We start from the raw sequence: 17,808 nt of genomic DNA, 5'->3' as shown, positions 1-17,808 counted from the left end.
CACGCATCGGATTGGTTACCGTTGACCCACCGGAGGTGCGACATGACGGATGATCCCCGCCTGCACGCGGCGAGGTACCGCGTCGACAGGCTGCAGCGCGAGTGGGATGGCGGCCCTGACGCGGATGCCGCGGGCGAACCGGTGCCCGACGCCGAGCATCAGCGCTCGAGCCCGGGCAGTTCGATGGCGACCGACCGGGCGGCGTACGTCGAGACGGCGATCCAGCAGGCCATCCGCCGGGGCGAGTTTGATGATCTGCCCGGTGCGGGCAAGCCGATCGAGGGCCTCGGGACGCAGCACGACCCCGACTGGTGGATCCGCCGCAAGATCCAGACCGAGAAACTCACCGGGCTCGGACCCTCCTCACTCATGCTGCGCACCGAGCACACCGAGTTCGACGACCGCGTCGATGCCCTCGCCCGCGAGCCGGACGTGCGCGAGTACGTCGAGGATTTCAACCGCCGCGTCATCGAGGCGCGCCGGCAACTGCAGGGCGGGCCACCGGTGGTCACTCCGCTCCGCGACGTCGAGGCCGAAGTGGTCGCGTGGCGGGAGCGGCGGGCGGGGCGGGCCGCTGCGGCATCCATCGTCGACGACGCGGCCGCCGCCACCCGCGCGCGCCGCCCGTGGTGGCGTCGTCGCTGAGTGCCCACGGTCGGTCGGCCCTCGCGCGGCGAGGTAACCTTGCCGCCGTGACTTCCCCCGACTCCCCCTACATCGTGGCCACCGACGGCGCCTGCAAAGGCAACCCCGGACCCACCGGATGGGCGTGGGTCGCCGCCGACGGACACTGGGCCGCCGGAGCCATCCCGCAGGGCACCAACAACGTCGGCGAACTGATGGGGCTGCTGAAGGCGATCACCGATCACCCGGATGTGGCGCACCTGCACATCCAGGCCGACTCGAAGTACGCCATCGACACGTACCAGTCGTGGATGGACAGCCACCGTCGCCGCGGCTGGAAGACCTCCACCGGCGCCCCCACCAAGAACCGGGAGCTGCTGGAGCAGCTGATCGCCGCGCGCGATGCGCGCAAGGCTGCGGGACTGCCCGACGTCGTGATCGAGCACGTGCGCGGCCACCGCGGCCACGTGCTCAACGAGTGGGCCGACGAGCGTGCCGTGCGCGCCGCGGAGCACGCGGCGAAGGGCGTCGAAAGCGCCTGGTCGTCGCTCGGCGGTCACGACAAGCTCGACGTCGCCGCCGCCCCGTCGAAGAAGCGCTGACGCCCGTCACCAGTTGGAGACGTAGAGCGAGACCTCCTGCTGCACCGCCTTGCGGATGAGCGGCAGCCCGCGGTCCACGGCCTGCTCGATGCGCGCCCGCACCGCCGGCGACTCCAGGGCGTAGCCGTCGAAGTCTGCGGTGCTCGCGTAGACCCCCACCGGCAGCGTCAGCGCCTGGAAGAACCCGAACAGCGGCCGCAGCTGGTGTTCGAGGATGAGCGCGTGCCGGTCGCCGCCACCGGTGGCGGCCACGAGCACCGGCGTCCCCACGAGCGCGTACTGCTCGACGAAGTCGAACAGGTGCTTGAACAGTCCGGTGAACGAGGCACGGTACACCGGGCTCGCGACCACCAGCAGGTCGGCGCTTTCGATGTCGGCCAGCGCCTGCTGCGCCGGCGCCCCGAGCTCTGCCCGGGTGAGGGCGCCCGCGAACGACCCGCCGAGGTCGGCGATGTCGATGATGCGCGAAGACACCGGCACCCGTGCGGCGACGGCGGCGACGATCTCCTCGACGAGCGCCGTGGTCTTGCTCGGCGCGTGCAGCGAGCCCGAGACGCCCACGACGCGCAGCGCCGACGACTCCCCCGCGCTCGAGGACTCCCCCGCGCTCATCGGCGCGTCCGCTCGGCGGCGCCGCCCACGAGCTCGAACGCGAATTCGGGGGGCAACGGCACCTCGCCCGGGCCGCCGCGGCGCTCGGCGAGCGCCCCGAGCGCGCGCGCGACCGCGGCGTTCAAGGGCGCCGGCACTCCGGCGAGGCGGGCGGTGAGCACCACTTCGCCGCTCAGATAGTCCACCTCGCTCGACGCCCCGCGGGCGAAGCTCTGCCACGTGGCGCCGCGGTCGGGGTCGTGCCCGGCCACCTCGCCGACCTGCAGGCGCGCACCGTCGCGGGGCGGCGGGGCGACGGCCAGCCCCGCCGCCGCGAACACCGCCCGCGCCTCGTCGGCGAGGGCGACCTCGGCAGCCTCCGCCTCTTCGCGCGTCGCCTGGAACACCTCGACGACCGTGCCGAGGTTCGCGATGAGCTTGCGACGCTTGGCCGCGGCGATGTCGGGTTCGACGGATGCCGCGAAGCCCGCGGCTGCGAGAGCGAGCCGGTGCCGCTCCTCCTCGGCCGGCAGCGACCGCGGGTACCCTCCCAGCCAGGCCGCCCCCACGATGGGGTGGGCCGCGGCGACCACGACCCCCGGCTGGTCGTGGTTCACCGGCGCCCCGAGGGAGACTCCCACGACGGTCGGGAAGCGGCGCAGCGCCAGCCGCTCGGCGGCCAGACCGTTCTGCACCGTGAGGAGGGGCAGGTCGGCGACGACCCCCCGGCCGTCGGCCAGTGGCACCCACGCGATCGCGGCGACGGTGCGCTCGGCATCCTGCGTCTTCACCGCCAGTACGACGGTGTCGGCGGCCGTCGGCCGCGCCTGCTCGATCGAGGCCGCGACGTCGACGGTGACGACCTCGTCGCCGTGCGGGCGACGCACCCGCAGACCGTCGCGGGCGATCGCTTCCCGCTCGGCCGCGCCTGCGACCAGCACGACGGGAAGCTGGGCGAGCGTCCACTGTGCGGCCAGCAGCGCGCCGACGCCCCCCGCGCCGACGACGATGTAGCGGCTCATGAACGCCCGCCCGGCTGCGACCCGAGCGCCACGGGGCGATCGGGGTGGTTCGACCACTGGCTCCACGAGCCGGGGTACAGCTGCGGCGCGAAACCGGCGAGGGTGAGGGCGAGAGCGGTGTGCGAGGCGGTGATGCCGGAGCCGCAGTAGACGCCGACGGGGCGGTCGTCGGTGACCCCGAGCTGCGTGAAACGCTCCCGCAGGGCGACGGGTGCGAGGAACCGGCCTTCGGCGTCGACGTTGCCCGTGGTGGGCGCGTTGACGGCGCCCGGCACGTGCCCGGCGCGCGGGTCGATCGGCTCGTTGTCACCGCGGTAGCGCTCCTCCGCGCGCACGTCGAGCAGCACCCCGCGCTCCGGCAGCCGCGCGGCATCCTCGATCGACAGGCGGGGCAGGATGCCGCGGGCGAGCGTGACGCTGCCCGGCACCGGCACGACCACGCCTTCTTCCAGCGGGCGCCCCGAGGAGACCCAGCCGCGCAGCGCGCCGTCGAGGATGCGCACGTCCGCGACGCCGGCGTCGGTCAGCAGCCACCAGGCGCGGGCCGCGGCGAAGGAATCGAGGTCGTCGTAGATGACGACGGTGTCGCCGTCGTCGATGCCCCAGCGCCGTGCGGCCTCACCCAGCTGCGCCGTCGACGGCAGCGGATGCCGGCCGTCGGTCGGCTCCCCGCGGGAGGCGAGCTCACGGTCGAGGTCGACGTAGACGGCCCCGGGGATGTGACCGGCGAGGTACTCGGGGCGGCCGTCGGGCCGGTCGAGCCGCCAACGCACGTCGAGCACCCGCACAGGGGCGTCGGTGGCGAGGAGCTCGGCGAGGGCGTCGGGGGTGATGAGGAGGGACATGGTTCTCCCGGATCGGTGGCGCGCAGCGGGCGCCGGCAAGGGGCGGTGTGCCCAGGCTAGGAAATCGTCGGCGCGGCGTCACGCGGTGCCGGCGTGTGTGTCGACACCTTTCGGCATGTGACGCCGCATGTCGGGTGGTCGTTGCCGGCCGCGGGGAACGAAACCCGGGTCCGGGGTGTTGGCGGGGAGGTGGACTACGGACATGACCTGCTCTTCGGCACCTTCCTCACCCCCGCGGCGGCGAACCCCCCGCAGGTCGTGCAGCTGACGCGGCTGAGCGAGCAGCTGGGCTACGACCTGGCCACCTTCCAGGACCACCCCTACCAGCCGCGGTTCCTCGACACCTGGACCCTCATGTCCTACGCGGCGGCGGCGACGTCGACGATCGCCATCGCCCCCAACGTCACCAACCTGCCGCTGCGGCCGGCACCGGTGCTGGCGCGCGCCGCAGCATCGCTGGACCTCCTCTCCGGCGGTCGGTTCAGGCTCGGGCTCGGCGCCGGCGCATTCTGGGATGCCATCGAGGCGATGGGCGTGCCGCGGCTGAGCCCCGGCGAGTCCGTCGAGGCCCTGAGCGAGGCCATCGACCTCATCCGGGAGCTCTGGGCCGAGGGCGAGCGCGGCGGCGTGCACGGCGGCGAGCACTATCCCGTGCATGGGGCGAAGCGCGGGCCCGCTCCCGCCCACGACGTGCCCATCTGGGTCGGCGCCTACAAGCCGCGGATGCTGCGCCTGACCGGCCGCAAGGCCGACGGCTGGCTGCCGTCGCTGTCGTACCTGCAGCCCGGCGACCTCGCGAGCGGCAACGCCCGCATCGACGACGCGGCATCCGGCGCCGGTCGCGCGCCTGCGGAGATCCGGCGACTGCTGAACATCTCGGGCGGCGAGAGCGCCGCACAGCTCATCGACTTCGCCCTCGCCGACGGCATGTCGGCATTCATCGTCGGCGGCGACGACCCGCGCCTGCTGCAGCGCTTCGCCGTCGAGATCATCCCCGCCGTCCGCGAGGCCGTCGACGCCGAACGTGCGCGCACCGGGCTGGCCGCCCCCGGCCGCAGCGCTCGCGCGATCGCGCAGCGCCGCGACGGCATCGCCTACGACGACGTGCCCGCCTCGCTCCGCGACGACGCCGTCGAGCCCGGCGACTTCGCGTACCGCACCGTGCGCTCCACCTACATGCGCGGCGGTGCGCCCGGCATCGTGCTGCGGCCCCGCACCATCGGGGAGGTGGCCGATGCCGTCGCCTTCGCCCGTCGGCATCCGGAGCTTCCCTTCGGCATCCGCAGCGGCGGCCACGGCATCAGTGGGCGCAGCACCAACGACGGCGGCATCGTCGTGGACCTCGGCGCGCTGTCGCAGATCGAGGTGCTCGACACCGAGACCCGCCGCGTGCGCATCGGCCCCGGCGCCCGGTGGATGCAGGTGGCCGACGCCCTCGCACCGCACGGCTGGGCGATCTCCAGCGGCGACTACGGCGGCGTCGGGGTGGGCGGACTCGCCACCGCCGGCGGCATCGGCTTCCTCGCCCGCGAGCACGGCCTGACGATCGACCGGATGGTCGCCGCCGACGTGCTGCTGGCCGACGGCTCGGTCGTGCACGCCAGCGCCGAGGAGAACGCCGACCTGTTCTGGGCCGTGCGGGGTGCCGGTGCGAACGTCGGCATCGTCGTGGCGTTCGAGTTCGAGGCGTCGCCGGTAGGAGATCTCGGCTGGGTGCAGCTGGCATTCGACGCGTCGGACCTCACGTCGTTCGTGCGCGGCTTCGGGGCGACCATGCAGGCGTCGCCGCGCGACGTCACGCTGTTCGCGATCCTCGCCGCGGGCCGGGGCGGGCAGCCGCCCATCGCGCAGGTGTACGGCGTGGTCGACAACCCCGACCCCGACACGATCGTCGCGCGACTGCAGCCCTTCGCGCAGCTCGCGCCGCTGGTCGGCCAGTCGGTGCAGCTGTCGAACTACGCCGGGGTGATGGCCGCTGCCGCCGACGCCGCGCACGACGGGCAGGGCGAGCCGCGGTTCCGCTCCGGCATGCTCCGCGACCTCGACGGCGCCGCCGAGGCGATCGCCGCTCTCGTGGCATCCGGGACGAGCCCGTGGTTCCAGATCCGCTCGGTGGGTGGCGCGGTGGCCGACGTGCCGGCCGACGCCACGGCATACGCGCACCGCGACGCCGGGTTCTCGGTCACCGCGATCGGGCGCGGGACGACGTTCGATCAGCTGTGGCATGCCGTCGCCACCCACTTCGACGGGCTCTACCTCAGCTTCGACTCACGCACCGACCCCGCGCTCGTCGCCGAGGCCTTTCCCCCGCCGACCCTCGCGCGCCTCCGCGAGGTGAAGCGCCGCTACGACCCCGAGGCCGTCTTCCGCGACAACTTCCCCGTCGCCTGACCCCGCGCGCCCGCGCGCGGTCCGCCCAGCCTCCGCGCTCCCGGGCTGCTCGAGTGTCACGAATGGCGGATGCCGCGGCGCGGGCGCGGTGGCGCGACTCCCGGGCTGCTCGAGTGTCACGAACGGCGGATGCGACCGGCCCCGACCGTGCGGAAGCGACACCCGAGCAGCTCGCCGGGGCACGGCGCGGCGCGGCGCGGGCGCGGGGGCGCGGCTCCCGGGCTGCTCGGGTGTCACGAATGGCGGATGCGACCGCCCCCGACCGTGCGGAAGCGACACCCGAGCAGCTCGCCGGGGCACGCCGCGGCGCGGCGCGGCGCCGGCACGGCACGGGCGCGGGCCCCGCGCGGCGGGCTACTCCGCGGCCACGGGGTCGCCGAGGGAGAGCATCAACCGGTTCGCCCAGTTGAAGAAGGCCGCGCCGTGCACGACGTCGGCGATCGCGAGGTCATCGAGCCCCGCTTCCCGCAGCCGCCGCACGTGGTCGACCGAGAACTGCGACGGCGTCGCGGTGAGGGCCACCGCAGCCGCGACGATCGCGTTCCACCGCTCCCCCAGGTCGGCCGTGACACCCTCATCGAGCAGCCGCTGCACATCGTCGTGACGCTTCGAATGGTGCGTTGCGAAGCGGGAATGCACCGAGGCGCAGAAGACGCAGCCGTTCACGCGCGACGCGACCGCGGCCGCGAGCTCGCGCTCGGCTCGGGGCAGCCCGCCCTCGGTGTTGTAGAAGATGTCCTTGTCGACGCGGGTGCGGGCACCCAGGATCTCGGGGTCGCGCACCAGCAGCCGGAAGTAGTCGTTCGCGGCGCGGCCGCGGTCGACGAGGCCCTCGTAGTCGCGCTCGTCGAGGTCGTCGACGGGCTTGGGCTCGAGATACGGCGTCCAGCCGAGCTGCTCCTGCGTGAACCGCTCCGGGGCGATGTGGTCGGTCGTCGTCACGGCGCTCATGCCGCCTCCTCCTCGTCGATGGTGCGCAGGCCCCTGACGACCCGCTGCTGGAAAGCCAGGAACGACACCAGCTGCGACAGCGTCACGACCGCGTCGGTGGACCAGCCGGCATCCGTCAGCGCGGTGAGCGCGGCACGGTCGGCCTCGCGCGGGCGCAGCACCAGCAGATGCGCGTGCTCGAGGCCGGCGGTGAGCCGCCCGCCCAGCTGCGCGCGCACCGCGGCGGCGGCGCGGTAGCGCACACCCTCGGTGTTCTCCTGCTGCAGTCCCGCCTCGGGGTACCGGCCGAACGGTCCCACGGCGACCGCGGCGGCCGCCGCAGCCTCGTCCGTGACGATCGCCGCATGCTCGGGATCGGCCAGCTCAGCGCGCTCCCGGTAGAAGGCTGCCGTCGCGTCGTCGGCCGCGAGCCGCGTGGTGTACGCCGCGATCAGCCAGCGCTCGGCGGTTGGCACCGCGGCGTCGTCGCGCGGCTCGAACAGTGCGGCGTACGCCGCCTGGGCCTGCTCGCGCGTGACGGGTCGGCGGCGCCGCAGCTCGTCGAGTCGGGAGCCGGGGGCGATGCCGGTGAGGACGTCGATGACATCCGGCGGGGTGGAAGTGGTCACGCGTTGCTCCATTCGTGGCGGGCGGGGGTGGATGCCGGTGCGCCCGGCCAGCCGAGGGCGGGCGCGACCTCGGTCGCGAACAGCTCGATCGAGCGCAGCACCAGGTCGTGCGGCGCATCGACCGAGTGCACCTGGAAGGCGACTTCGTCGGCACGGTCGAGCACGGGGTCGGCGGCGAGCGAGGCTGCCACCTCGTCGGGGGTGCCGACGTGGGTGTCGGTCGCGCGGATGAGGTCGTCGAGGTCGCCGTCGGGGATCACCTGCCCGCTGCGGCGCAGCCCTTCGGCCCCGCGCCGCAGGCCCACCTCGGCGTGCCGACGGGCCTCGTCGCGGTCGTCGGTGACGAACACGGTGCGCGAGGCGGTGATGCGGGGCGTGGCATCGGCCGGCAGGGCCGCGAGGTAGGCGTCGATGATCGGCAGCTGCACCTCGGCGAGGGTGGCATCGAGCCGATCAGCGGGGCGCGGCTGGGTGCGCGAGAGCATGAGGCCGTGCCCGCTCACCCCGGCGCGGGTGCCGCCGCCGGCGGAGAAGGTGGCCTGCCAGACGCGGTGCGCGAGCGTGCCCGCCGGCGGGTAGAGCCGTGCGCCGCCGCCGATGTCGCCGCCGTCGAGCGTGGCCTGGAACAGCGCCAGCTTGCGGTCGAACAGGGCGGCCTTGTCCGCCGCGTCGAGCCCGAACGGGGTGAACGACGACGGGGTGCCGCCGCTGCCGAGGCCCACATCGATGCGGCCGCCCGAGAGCAGGTCGGCGACCACGGCGTCCTCGGCCACGCGCACCGGGTCTTCCAGCGACAGCGTGACGACGCCGGTGCCGAGGCGGATCGCCTCGGTGTGCGCCGCGACGTGCGCGAGGAAGACGAACGGCGACGGCAGCCCCCCCTCGGCGGCACGGAAGTGGTGCTGGGCGACCCAGGCACGGCCGATGCCGAACCGTTCGGCGTGCTGGATCTGCTGCAGGGCGAGGCCGAAGCGTTCGTCGGGTGCGGCATCGTCGAGCAGACGGGTGAACAGCGCCAGACGCTGGATCATGCGGGTACTCCTTCGGTGGGCACGTCTGCCGGCGCGCGGCGCGGGGCAGAACCCGGGATCGCGCTGAGCAGGCGTGCGGTGTATTCGTCATGGGGCTCGGTGAAGATCTGTTCGGTGGTGCCGGATTCGACCACCCGGCCGTGGCGCAGCACCGAGACGGTGTCGGAGATGCCGCGCACGACGGCGAGGTCGTGGGAGATGAACAGGTAGGTGACGCCGAGGTCGCGCTGCAGGTCGTCCAGCAGCCGCAGGATCTGGGCCTGCACCGTGACGTCCAGCGCCGAGACGGGTTCGTCCAGCACGACCACTCGCGGATGCAGCACGAGCGCCCGGGCGATCGCCACCCGCTGCCGCTGCCCACCCGACAGCTCCCGGGGTCGACGGTCGAGCACGGTGGCCGGCAGCGCGACGCGGTCGAGCATGGCGGCGACCTGCCGGCGGCGCTCGGCGCGGTCTCCCACGCGATGGTTCACGAGGGGTTCGGCGACGATGGCCTCGATGCTCTGCCGGGGATCGAGCGAACCGAATGGATTCTGGTAGACCAGCTGCACGTCGCGACGGAAGGCGACGCGGGTGCGGCGGTCCAACGCCGTCACGTCGTGACCCCCGGCGCGCACCTGCCCCGACGTCGGGCGCTGGAAGCCCATCACGATGCGCGCGAGGGTGGTCTTGCCCGACCCCGACTCGCCCACGATCGCGTGCGTCGTGCCCGCCGGCACCGTGAACGACACCCCGTCCACGGCCCGCAGCGCCTCGCGCCGGCGGCCGCGGGAGAACTCTTGTGTGAGGTCCTGCACCGTGATCGCGGCATCCACCCCCGCCTCGGCACCGACCGCGTCCCCCGTCGGCGCCGCGGGCCGGTGCACGACCCGGGCGGCGACCGCGTCGAACGAGGGCGCGTCGGCGATGAGCTGGCGGGTGTAGGCGCTCTGCGGATCCTGCAGCACGCGGGCGGTGTCGCCCGCCTCCTGCACGCGGCCGTCCTGCAGCACCACGATGCGGTGCGAGCGGTCGGCCGCGACGGCGAGATCGTGGGTGACCATGAGCACGGCGGTGCCGTGCTCGCGGCGGAGGTCGTCGATGAGGTCGAGGATGGTCTTCTGCACCGTGACGTCCAGCGCGCTCGTGGCCTCGTCGGCGATGAGCAGCTGCGGCTGCAGGGCGATGGCGCCGGCGATGAGCACGCGCTGCTTCATCCCCCCCGACAGCTGGTGCGGGTACTGCCGCGCCCGCAGATCGGGCTCGGGGATGCCGACGCGGTCGAGCAGCTCGATCACGCGCCGCCGGCGCGCCGCGGCATCCTGCCACCGGTGCACCCGCAGCACCTCCGCGACGCTGTCGCCGATGCGCTTGACGGGATTGAGCGAGTTGTTCGGATCCTGCGGGATCCACCCGAGGCGGGTGCCGCGCACTGCTTGGAACTGCCGGTCGTTCCAGCCGGTGACATCCAGCTCCCCGAGCTGCACCCGGCCGGCCGCGATGTGGCCGTTGTCGGCGAGCAGCCCCGTGGCCGCCTGGGCGAGGGTGGTCTTGCCCGACCCGGATTCGCCGACGAGGGCGAGCACCTCGCCCGCGGCGATGGCCAGGTCGACCCCTCTCACCGCGGGGTGCGTCGTGCCGGCGAGCTCGTAGGAGACTTCCAGCCCCGTGACGGTGAGCACGTTCTGCGTCATCAGCGGCGTCCTCTCTCGGCGGCGACGGCGCTCAGTCGGTTGGCGCTGAGCACGACGACGATCACGACGAGCCCCGGGAGGGTCGTCAGCCACCACGCGGTGGCGATGTAGTTGCGTCCCTCCGCGATCATCAGTCCCCACTCCGGGGTGGGCGGCGGGGCGCCGAAGCCGAGGAATCCCAGGGCCGAGATCGCGAGGATCGCGCCGCCGAAGTTCAGCGCCGCGAGTGCGAGCACGGGGGTGAGGGAGTTGGGCAGCACATGACGCAGCAGCACCGGCCAGAACCGCCCGCCGCTGCCGAACGCCGCCTCGACGTAGTCGGTGGAGCGCACGCGCAGCACTTCGGAGCGGGTGAGCCGGGCGAAGCTGGCGATGGCGCCGATGCCCACCGCGATCGCGGCCTGCACCGTGCCGAAGCCGAGGATGATGATGAAGCTGAGGGCCAGCAGCAGCCCGGGGATGGCCAGCAGCACATCGACGATGCGCATGATCACGTCGTCGACGAACCCGCCGACGGTGCCGGCGACGACGCCCAGCAGGGTCCCCGCCACGAGCCCCACGGTGACGGCGACGAGCGCGCCGGAGAGCGAGTGGATCGCGCCGTGCACGACGCGCGAGAACATGTCGCGTCCGGTCGCGTCGGTGCCGAACGGATGGAGGGCGCTGGGAGCCTGCAGTGCCGCGGCGGCGTCGCCGGCGATGGGGTCGTACCCCGTGAACAGGCCGGGCGCGATCGCCCACGCCACGACGATGAGCACGACGAACCACGACAGCACGACACTCGGCCGCACCCGCGCGATGCGCGCGCGCCACCCCGGGCGCCGGCGGTCCGCGGCATCCGCTGCGTCGCCCGGCTGGCCCGAGGGGATGCCACGGGCCTCGTCTTCGATGAGGTCGACGGCGCCGACGCCGACGACGGTCTGCGTGCTCATGCGGTGGCTCCTTCTTTCACACGGCCGGCCAGTCGGGGATCGAGCACCGGGTAGAGCAGGTCGACGACGAGGTTGACGACGACGAACGATGCCGCCGCGAGCACGACGACCGCCAGCAGCACCGGGGTGTCCTGGTTGTTGACCGCCTGCTCGGTGATGCGCCCGATGCCGGGGCGGCCGAACACCGTCTCGGTGAGCACCGCGCCGCCGATGAGGTCGCCGAGGATGAGGCCCGCCATCGTCAGGGTGGGCAGCACCGCGTTCTTGGCGACGTTGCGCCCCAGTATCCAGGTGGGTGAGGCGCCCTTGGCGCGCACGACGGTGACGAACGGCTGGGCGTTGACGTCGTCGATGCTGCGCACCAGGATCTGGGCCAGCGGAGCCGACAGCGGCACGGCGAGGGTGATCACCGGGAGGATGAGCCCTTCGATGGGGCCGGGTCCGATGACCGACACCCAGCCGAGCTGGAAGCTGAAGATCTGCACCAGCATGATGCCGAGCCAGAAGGTCGGGATCGAGACGATGAGTGCCGGCACCGATCGCAGCACCTGGCGGATCCAGCCGAACCGCGGCACGGTCGACAGGAACGCGATGCCGCCCGCCAGCAGCACGGCGACGACCAGGGCGAGACCGCCGAGCACGATCGTGTGCCCGACGGCCTCCCCCAGCAACTGCCGCACCGGCGTGCCCGTCTGCAGCGAGTAGCCGAAGTCGCCCGCACCGAACCCGAGCAGGGTGTGCACGTATTGCACGGGCAGCGCCGAATCCACCCCGAATCGCTCGCGCACCTCGGCGATCTGCTGCGGCGACAGACCCAGCTCGGGGTTCTCGTACTTGATCATGATCGCGTCACCGGGAAGCGCCTGCAGCAGGGCGAATGCGGCGGTGAATGCGACCAGCAGCACGATGGCCGACTGGCAGATTCGACGGAGGACGTAGCGCATGCGGGCTCCTTCTTCGGCGGTTACTCCGCCAGCCAGATTTCGTAGAAGCTCGGCCGGGCGACGGATTCGAAGGTCACGCCGTGCACCCGGGCGGAGGTGCCGTACACCTGCGGCTCTTCGAAGAGCGGGATGACGTAGGCCTGCTCGGCGAGGTAACGCTGCACCGCCTGACTGTCGGCGACGCGCGCCTCCGGGTCGGGGTCGGATGCCACGCCCTCGAGCAGTTCCTCCAGCTGCGGGTCGCCGATGCTCTGGTCGCCGTAGTCGAGGTTCAGCAGCGAGTTGCGGTTGAGCGAGTAGAACTGGCTCTTGATGACGTCGAGATCGGCGCGGGCGACCATCGAGTGGCTGATCTGCACCTGGTCGGCGTCGCGGATCGCCTCGGCGGCGGTGCCTGCGTCGGCCTTGAGGATCTCCAGGTCCACGCCGACCTTCTTCAGCTGCTGGCTGATGAGCGTCAGCGCCTCGAACGACCGCGGCTGGGCGCCCGCCTCGTTGACCACGAGGTGCAGCGGCTCGCCGTCCTTCTCACGGATGCCGTCGGCCCCGAGGGTCCAGCCGGCTTCGTCGAGCAGGTCGGCCGCGGCATCCGGGTCGAACTCGAACGCCGCCGAGGTGTCCACGTACCCGAGCGCGGTGGAGCTCAGGATGGACGTGGCCAGCGGGTAGTTCTCCGTGTAGATCGTGTCGACCACCTCGGCACGGTCGATGCCGGCGATGAGGGCCTGGCGCACGCGGATGTCGGAGAGGATGTCGTTGCGCACCCGCAGGCTCAGGTGGTTGTTCACACCGCTGGTCTGCGGCGCGTAGATGGTGAACCCTGCCGCTTCGACCTGGTTCTCGTCCTGCGCCTCGACGTAGCGCACATAGTCCGCCTGGCCCGACAGCAGCGCGCCCACGCGCACACTGTCTTCGGGGGTCACCGTGATCTTCACGGCATCCAGCAGCGCCCGCCCCTGGTGCGCGCGGTCCGGCGGCGCCCAGTCGTAGTCGTCCCGCGCGGTGAGGGTGAGGGTCGAGCCGATCGTCTCTTCGGTGATCGTGAAGGGACCCGAGCCGATCACCTCGGCGGAGTTACCCGGAGCGAACTGCTCGAGCGTGAAGTCGAGGGTGTCGGCCGAGAGCAGCCCGGAGTTGTTCGTCGACGTCGCCTGCAGGAACCCGGGTGCCGGTGCGCTGAAGTGGAAGGTGACGGTGTCGTCGTCGACCACCTCGCTGCCGGCGTAGTTGTTGATGGCCTCCGAGACGGTGAGCCCGCGCTCGGGGTCGCCCAGGCCGAAGAGGTCGAAGTTCTTCGCGACCACCTCGGCATCCAGCGCCGACCCGTCGGAGAACGTGACGTCGTCGCGCAGGTTGAACGTGTACTCGGTGGCGTCGGCGTTCACCTCCCAGTCGGTGGCGATCCAGGGCTTGAGCTCGAGGGTCTCCGGGTCCTGCCACACGAGACGGTCGAAGACGTTGTTGACGATGCCGCCGTTGGGGTAGAAGCCCGCCGATGGCGGATACAGGGTCGTGTGCGCCTGGTGCTCCAGATACACCAGGGTGCCGCCGGCCACCGGCCCGCCGGCAGTGGCCGCGTTGGTGGCGGCGCCGGGCGCGGCGCAGGCGGTGAGGCTGACGAGTGCGAGCGCGGCGGCCGCGGCGGCAACGCCGCGGGCGGCAGGGATGCGGGTGTGGGACATGGTGTCGCTTTCTGTGAGCGCCGTGGTCGAGCGCGGGTCAGGCGATGGAGCGGGCCGCACGCCGAGTGGGCGCGACGGGAGCGAGCGCGAGGCGGTCGCGCAGGGTGGTCGGGGTGTCGGCGGGGGCGGCGAGGAGCCCCCGGCGACGGAGCTCGGGTACGACGAGGGCGGTGAAGGCCTCGAACTGGCCGGGCTGGAAGGCCGAGAGCACGTTGAAGCCGTCGACGGCGTCGGCGGTGAACCAGCGCTCGATGTGGTCGGCGACATCGGCCGCGTCGCCGACCACGAAGGCGGCGGGCACGGCATGGGTGACGACGAGGTGCCGCCAGGTGACGGGGTGATCGCCGCCCACGCGGCGCCCGGTGCGCTCGGTGACGAGCCGCACCAGGTGTGCACCGGCATCCGTGAACTGCGCTGCCACCTCGGCGGGCACGGGTTCGTCCAGCGGCGTGGACGCGGCGACGTCCACGCCGAGCACAGGGCCGACGGCGGCCAGCGACCGGGTGTCGGGGAAGGCGTCGGGAAGCGCAGCGCCCTGCCCCTCATCGACCGGCACGAGGGCGAGCAGCGTGTCGACGATCTGCTGCGCCTCGGCACGGGTGGCGGCGACGACGGGGAGGATCGGCGCGATCACGCGCAGGTCGTCGGGATGCCGGCCGGCTGCGGCCGCGTCGGCGCGCAACTGCGCCCGCACCCGCTGTGCGGTGGCCAGATCGCTCGGCGCGACGAGCGCGAGGTCGGCGAGCCCCGAGGCCAGCGCCCGCGACCGGGGCGAGGTGCCCGCGTGCACGATCGGCAGGTGCCCCTGCGGCGGCCGGGCGGTGTTGAGCGGACCGGTGACGCGGATGTGCGCGCCCTCGGCGTCGGCGCGGTGCAGGCCCGCAGGGTCGATCAGTCGGCCGCCGGCTTTGTCGGCGATCCAGGCTTCCTCGTCCCACGAGTCCCACAGCGCCCGCACCGTGCGCACGAACTCCTCGGCGCGGTCGTAGCGGGTCTCGTTGTCGGCGTGTGCGTCGCGGCCGTGGTTGCCCGCGGCACGAGGCTCGGCCCCGGTGACGACGTTGATGCCGGCACGACCCGAGCTGAGCACGTCGACAGATGCCGCCGCGCGGGCGAGCGTGTACGCATCGGCATAGGTGGTGTTGACGGTGGCGATGAGTCCGACGCGCTCGGTGAGGCCGGCGAGGAAGGTGACGGCGCTCAGCGGATCGATGCGCGCCAGCAGGTAGGGGTCACGGAACTCCAGATCCGGCCCCGTGGCCAGCCAGTCGCCGAAGAAGAGGTAGTCAAGGCCCGCCTCGTCGGCGAGTGTTCCGATGCGCCGCAGCACCTCGGCGTCACGGCCGGGTTCGGCGTGCGCGTCGGGGTGACGCCACCCCGACGGGTAGGCGCCCAGGGTGCGCACCATCGCCCCGATGATGAGGGGGCGTTTCGGAGCGGTGCCGGGTCTGCGGGACATGCTCTCTCCTGGTGTCGGCGACGACGACGCAGCGGAAGCTACGGCGTGCGGTCAGCGTAGGGAGAGCGCGGGGGCCGTCGGGGAGCCGCCGACGTCATGTGTCGGCGTGTGTCGGGCGCACCGCATCGGCGGGCACCGATGCGGTGGCATCGGCGGCTTGTATGGCGAAGTGTGACGCGCTGCGCGTCAGTGGCGGTGCAGTGGCAGGGCGCCGTGACCGGGCCGGTGGAGGAATCCGGATGCCGCGCCGAGCGCGCCGCCGACCAGCGTGTCGATCACACGCTCGCCGACGAAATCCGTTCCCAGCTGCCCCGTCGCCGCGCCCGTGAGCAGCAGCACGAGCGGGGTGATGAACACGAGGGCCAGACCGTAGTTGCGCACGACCAGCAGCTCGACGACGATCTGCAGCGCACCGAGAGTCGCCGCCAGCCACAGCCCCTCGAGGCCCCACGGGGCGATGAGCAGGAACACTCCGGCGCCGGCCACCGTGCCGAGCATGCGGTGCAGCCCGCGCGCGACCGCGAGCCGTCGGCCCACCGCCACCCCGACCACGCCGAGGGCCGCGCCCACGACCCAGTAGGTGCGCTGCGGGTCGACGAACGCGCCGATGACGGTGCCGGCCACGGTGACGATCGCCGCGCGCAGGAACATGGTGCCGGGGACTCCGGACAGACTCGGTCCCGGCAGCAGCTGACGCAGCGACCTCGCCGACACGCGGCGCCTGCGCGGCCACAGCAGCGGGATGAGCGTGAGCAGGTAGGCGAAGGTCATGCCGAGCACGATCGTGCCGAGGTAGGTGAGCGACCCCGCGGCATCCAGATTGGCGGAGATCTGACCGGACAGCCCGTAGACGAGCACGAAGAAGATCGGTCCGGGTGCGCCGAGGGCGAATCCATACATCCCCGCCGCGGCGACGAGGGCCACCACCACCAAGCCCGCGAGGGCCAGCGCGGGCGATCCGGCGCACACGATGCCCAGGGCGGCGGCGCCGAGCAGCCCCGCACCGACCACCGGCAGCACCCGCGCCCGTTCGACCGCCGGCAGCGCCGAGGCGTGGATGACGATGAACGCGCCCGCCGCGGTGCGATACCCCATCTCGGGATGCCCGAGCAGCGTGAACACGACGATCGGGGTGACCATGGCGGCGGCCGCCTGCAGCGCGAGCGGCCAGCGGGGGGCCGGGGCGGGAGCGAGGCGGAACAGCCCCGCGAGGATGTCGCTCAGCGCGGCACGCGCGTGCGGCATGGGACCTCCGAGGATGTGAATGACAGCTGTCAACGCTACCCCGCGGAAACAGGGGTACTGTGTGTCGCGCCCCGGTGGTACCGTCCCGCGCATGACCGAGGACGCTCGTACGTGGCTGCTCGATTCAGACCCGGCGCTGCGCTGGCAGGTGGAGCGCGACCTGGTGCATGCGCCGCCGCAGGTCTGGCAGGCCACCCGCGACAGGGTGGCCCGCGAGGGCTTCGGTGCGCGCCTGCTGTCGCTGCAGGACCCCGACGGGCAGTGGGCCGGCGGCGCTTTCTTCCCGCACGACGCGACGGCAGACGATCCGGGCCAGCCGTGGACGGCCACCACCTGGTCGCTCAACAGCCTGCGGGAGTGGGGAGTGGATGCCGCTGCCCTCGGCGACACCGCCCAGCGCCTGCACGATCACGCCCGGTGGGAGTACGAGGATCTGCCCTACTGGGCGGGCGAGGTGGACTGCTGCATCAACGCGTACACGCTCGCCAACGGTGCGTGGCTGGGCGCCGATGTCACCGGCATCCGGCAGTGGTTCCTCGATCACCGCCTCGCCGACGGCGGGTGGAACTGCGAGTGGATCGAGGGGTCGAGGCGCTCGTCGTTCCACTCGACCCTCAACACTGTGAAGGGGCTGCTCTGGTACGAGCGGGCCGTCGGCGGCGACGATGCCCTCCGCGCGGCACGGCACGCCGGCCAGGAGTACTTGCTCGCGCGCCGGCTGCTGCGGCGGCTCTCGGACGGCGAGCCGGTGGCGGCGTGGACCACGAGGTTCGCCGCCCCCTTCCGATGGCGCTTCAACGTGATGAACGCGCTCGACCACTTCCGCGCCGCCGCGCAGTACGACGGTGTCCCGCCCGACCCCCGGCTCGCCGAGGCGGTCACCCTCGTCCGCGCCGCGCGGCAGCCCGACGGCACGTGGCTGCAGCAGGAGCGGGAGGCAGGGCGGGTGTGGTTCGACATCGACGCGGGTCCGGGCGCGCCGTCGAAGTGGCTGGCACTCATCGGCACCCGCGTCCTCGCCTGGTGGGACGAAAATGCTGTGCCCGGTAACATCACCTCATGACCAGCGTCGCTGCTCCCCCGCCCCTCTCCGCCGAGGTCCACGACGCGGTCGCGCGTGTGCGTGCGGAAGTGGCGGGGTTGCATGCGGAGTTGGTGCGGTACGGCCTGGTGGTGTGGACCGGGGGGAATGTGTCGGGGCGGGTGCC

At 72.9% G+C, this 17,808-nt stretch carries 16 protein-coding genes and 1 pseudogene; 5 read left to right on the top strand and 12 right to left on the bottom strand.

The features are described 5' to 3' along the window. The first annotated feature begins 42 nt into the window (after positions 1-42). The gene (locus H9651_RS14175; protein WP_191719983.1) at positions 43-645 is read left to right on the top strand and encodes a DnaJ family domain-containing protein; all 603 of its coding nucleotides are present in this window, start codon (positions 43-45) and stop codon (positions 643-645) included. Positions 646-692: 47 nt separating this feature from the next. After that, a complete protein-coding gene (locus H9651_RS14170; protein ID WP_318244891.1) occupies positions 693-1,226 on the top strand; it encodes a ribonuclease H family protein in 534 nt (177 codons plus the stop codon). Between the two features lie 6 nt (positions 1,227-1,232). Here the strand turns inward: H9651_RS14170 and msuE are convergent, their stop codons facing one another. The 3 genes from msuE to H9651_RS14155 are packed head-to-tail and all read right to left on the bottom strand — an operon-like array spanning position 1,233 to position 3,684. Continuing rightward, complete coding sequence (gene msuE, locus H9651_RS14165; RefSeq protein WP_191719982.1) at positions 1,233-1,838, bottom strand: FMN reductase; 606 nt, start codon at positions 1,836-1,838, stop codon at positions 1,233-1,235. Continuing rightward, a complete protein-coding gene (locus H9651_RS14160; RefSeq protein ID WP_191719981.1) occupies positions 1,835-2,839 on the bottom strand; it encodes a ketopantoate reductase family protein in 1,005 nt (334 codons plus the stop codon). The genes msuE and H9651_RS14160 overlap by 4 nt, the downstream gene beginning before the upstream one ends. After that, positions 2,836-3,684 (bottom strand): sulfurtransferase, encoded by an 849-nt coding sequence (locus tag H9651_RS14155; protein WP_191719980.1) that lies wholly within the window; start codon positions 3,682-3,684, stop codon positions 2,836-2,838. The genes H9651_RS14160 and H9651_RS14155 overlap by 4 nt, the downstream gene beginning before the upstream one ends. Positions 3,685-3,873: 189 nt before the next feature. Between H9651_RS14155 and H9651_RS14150 the strand changes: the two genes are divergently transcribed. Beyond that, entirely contained in the window at positions 3,874-6,075 is a 2,202-nt protein-coding gene (locus H9651_RS14150) for an LLM class flavin-dependent oxidoreductase (RefSeq protein WP_191719979.1), read from the top strand. 354 nt (positions 6,076-6,429) lie between these two features. On the opposite strand, the gene H9651_RS14145 is transcribed toward H9651_RS14150, so the two are convergent. The 9 genes from H9651_RS14145 to H9651_RS14105 form a co-directional block, all read right to left on the bottom strand. Further along, positions 6,430-7,026: an alkylhydroperoxidase domain protein gene (locus H9651_RS14145; protein ID WP_191719978.1), complete on the bottom strand. Its 597-nt coding sequence runs from the start codon at positions 7,024-7,026 to the stop codon at positions 6,430-6,432. After that, complete coding sequence (locus H9651_RS14140) at positions 7,023-7,634, bottom strand: CMD domain protein (RefSeq protein ID WP_318244890.1); 612 nt, start codon at positions 7,632-7,634, stop codon at positions 7,023-7,025. The genes H9651_RS14145 and H9651_RS14140 overlap by 4 nt, the downstream gene beginning before the upstream one ends. Further along, on the bottom strand, positions 7,631-8,665 hold the full coding sequence (locus H9651_RS14135; RefSeq protein WP_191719976.1) for a putative FMN-dependent luciferase-like monooxygenase: 1,035 nt from the start codon (positions 8,663-8,665) through the stop codon (positions 7,631-7,633). The genes H9651_RS14140 and H9651_RS14135 overlap by 4 nt, the downstream gene beginning before the upstream one ends. Next, positions 8,662-10,338 carry a dipeptide ABC transporter ATP-binding protein gene (locus tag H9651_RS14130; protein ID WP_191719975.1) on the bottom strand — a complete coding sequence of 559 codons (1,677 nt, stop codon included), beginning with the start codon at positions 10,336-10,338 and terminating at the stop codon, positions 8,662-8,664. Before H9651_RS14130 ends, H9651_RS14135 begins: the two co-directional genes overlap by 4 nt. Next, on the bottom strand, positions 10,338-11,270 hold the full coding sequence (locus tag H9651_RS14125; protein ID WP_191719974.1) for an ABC transporter permease: 933 nt from the start codon (positions 11,268-11,270) through the stop codon (positions 10,338-10,340). The genes H9651_RS14130 and H9651_RS14125 overlap by 1 nt, the downstream gene beginning before the upstream one ends. Next, a complete protein-coding gene (locus H9651_RS14120) occupies positions 11,267-12,214 on the bottom strand; it encodes an ABC transporter permease (protein WP_191719973.1) in 948 nt (315 codons plus the stop codon). The genes H9651_RS14125 and H9651_RS14120 overlap by 4 nt, the downstream gene beginning before the upstream one ends. Positions 12,215-12,234: 20 nt before the next feature. Beyond that, positions 12,235-13,896: a TIGR04028 family ABC transporter substrate-binding protein gene (locus H9651_RS14115; protein ID WP_191719972.1), complete on the bottom strand. Its 1,662-nt coding sequence runs from the start codon at positions 13,894-13,896 to the stop codon at positions 12,235-12,237. A gap of 37 nt (positions 13,897-13,933) precedes the next feature. Then, complete coding sequence (locus H9651_RS14110; protein ID WP_191719971.1) at positions 13,934-15,355, bottom strand: NtaA/DmoA family FMN-dependent monooxygenase; 1,422 nt, start codon at positions 15,353-15,355, stop codon at positions 13,934-13,936. A 186-nt stretch (positions 15,356-15,541) separates the two neighbouring features. Beyond that, on the bottom strand, positions 15,542-16,600 hold the full coding sequence (locus H9651_RS14105) for an FUSC family protein (protein WP_191719970.1): 1,059 nt from the start codon (positions 16,598-16,600) through the stop codon (positions 15,542-15,544). 91 nt (positions 16,601-16,691) lie between these two features. On the opposite strand from H9651_RS14105, the gene H9651_RS14100 reads away from it, so the two are divergent. Continuing rightward, positions 16,692-17,663 carry a squalene cyclase gene (locus H9651_RS14100; RefSeq protein ID WP_191719969.1) on the top strand — a complete coding sequence of 324 codons (972 nt, stop codon included), beginning with the start codon at positions 16,692-16,694 and terminating at the stop codon, positions 17,661-17,663. Then, positions 17,660-17,808: pseudogene (locus H9651_RS14825) on the top strand (L-ribulose-5-phosphate 4-epimerase); the annotation flags it as partial. The gene H9651_RS14100 and the pseudogene H9651_RS14825, both read left to right, overlap by 4 nt.

Origin of the sequence: Microbacterium pullorum, from assembly GCF_014836535.1 — a bacterium.
In the GTDB taxonomy this organism is placed as follows: Bacteria; Actinomycetota; Actinomycetes; order Actinomycetales; family Microbacteriaceae; genus Microbacterium; species Microbacterium pullorum.
This window is presented reverse-complemented; position numbering and strand designations above follow the sequence as displayed.

Excerpts from the sequence above, each read along its gene's own strand:
- H9651_RS14175 (WP_191719983.1), top strand. The coding sequence starts at position 43 with ATGACGGATGATCCCCGCCTGCACGCGGCGAGGTACCGCGTCGACAGG.
- msuE (WP_191719982.1), bottom strand. The coding sequence starts at position 1,838 with ATGAGCGCGGGGGAGTCCTCGAGCGCGGGGGAGTCGTCGGCGCTGCGC.
- H9651_RS14160 (WP_191719981.1), bottom strand. The coding sequence starts at position 2,839 with ATGAGCCGCTACATCGTCGTCGGCGCGGGGGGCGTCGGCGCGCTGCTG.
- H9651_RS14155 (WP_191719980.1), bottom strand. The coding sequence starts at position 3,684 with ATGTCCCTCCTCATCACCCCCGACGCCCTCGCCGAGCTCCTCGCCACC.
- H9651_RS14145 (WP_191719978.1), bottom strand. The coding sequence starts at position 7,026 with ATGAGCGCCGTGACGACGACCGACCACATCGCCCCGGAGCGGTTCACG.
- H9651_RS14135 (WP_191719976.1), bottom strand. The coding sequence starts at position 8,665 with ATGATCCAGCGTCTGGCGCTGTTCACCCGTCTGCTCGACGATGCCGCA.
- H9651_RS14130 (WP_191719975.1), bottom strand. The coding sequence starts at position 10,338 with ATGACGCAGAACGTGCTCACCGTCACGGGGCTGGAAGTCTCCTACGAG.
- H9651_RS14125 (WP_191719974.1), bottom strand. The coding sequence starts at position 11,270 with ATGAGCACGCAGACCGTCGTCGGCGTCGGCGCCGTCGACCTCATCGAA.
- H9651_RS14120 (WP_191719973.1), bottom strand. The coding sequence starts at position 12,214 with ATGCGCTACGTCCTCCGTCGAATCTGCCAGTCGGCCATCGTGCTGCTG.
- H9651_RS14115 (WP_191719972.1), bottom strand. The coding sequence starts at position 13,896 with ATGTCCCACACCCGCATCCCTGCCGCCCGCGGCGTTGCCGCCGCGGCC.
- H9651_RS14110 (WP_191719971.1), bottom strand. The coding sequence starts at position 15,355 with ATGTCCCGCAGACCCGGCACCGCTCCGAAACGCCCCCTCATCATCGGG.
- H9651_RS14105 (WP_191719970.1), bottom strand. The coding sequence starts at position 16,600 with ATGCCGCACGCGCGTGCCGCGCTGAGCGACATCCTCGCGGGGCTGTTC.
- H9651_RS14100 (WP_191719969.1), top strand. The coding sequence starts at position 16,692 with ATGACCGAGGACGCTCGTACGTGGCTGCTCGATTCAGACCCGGCGCTG.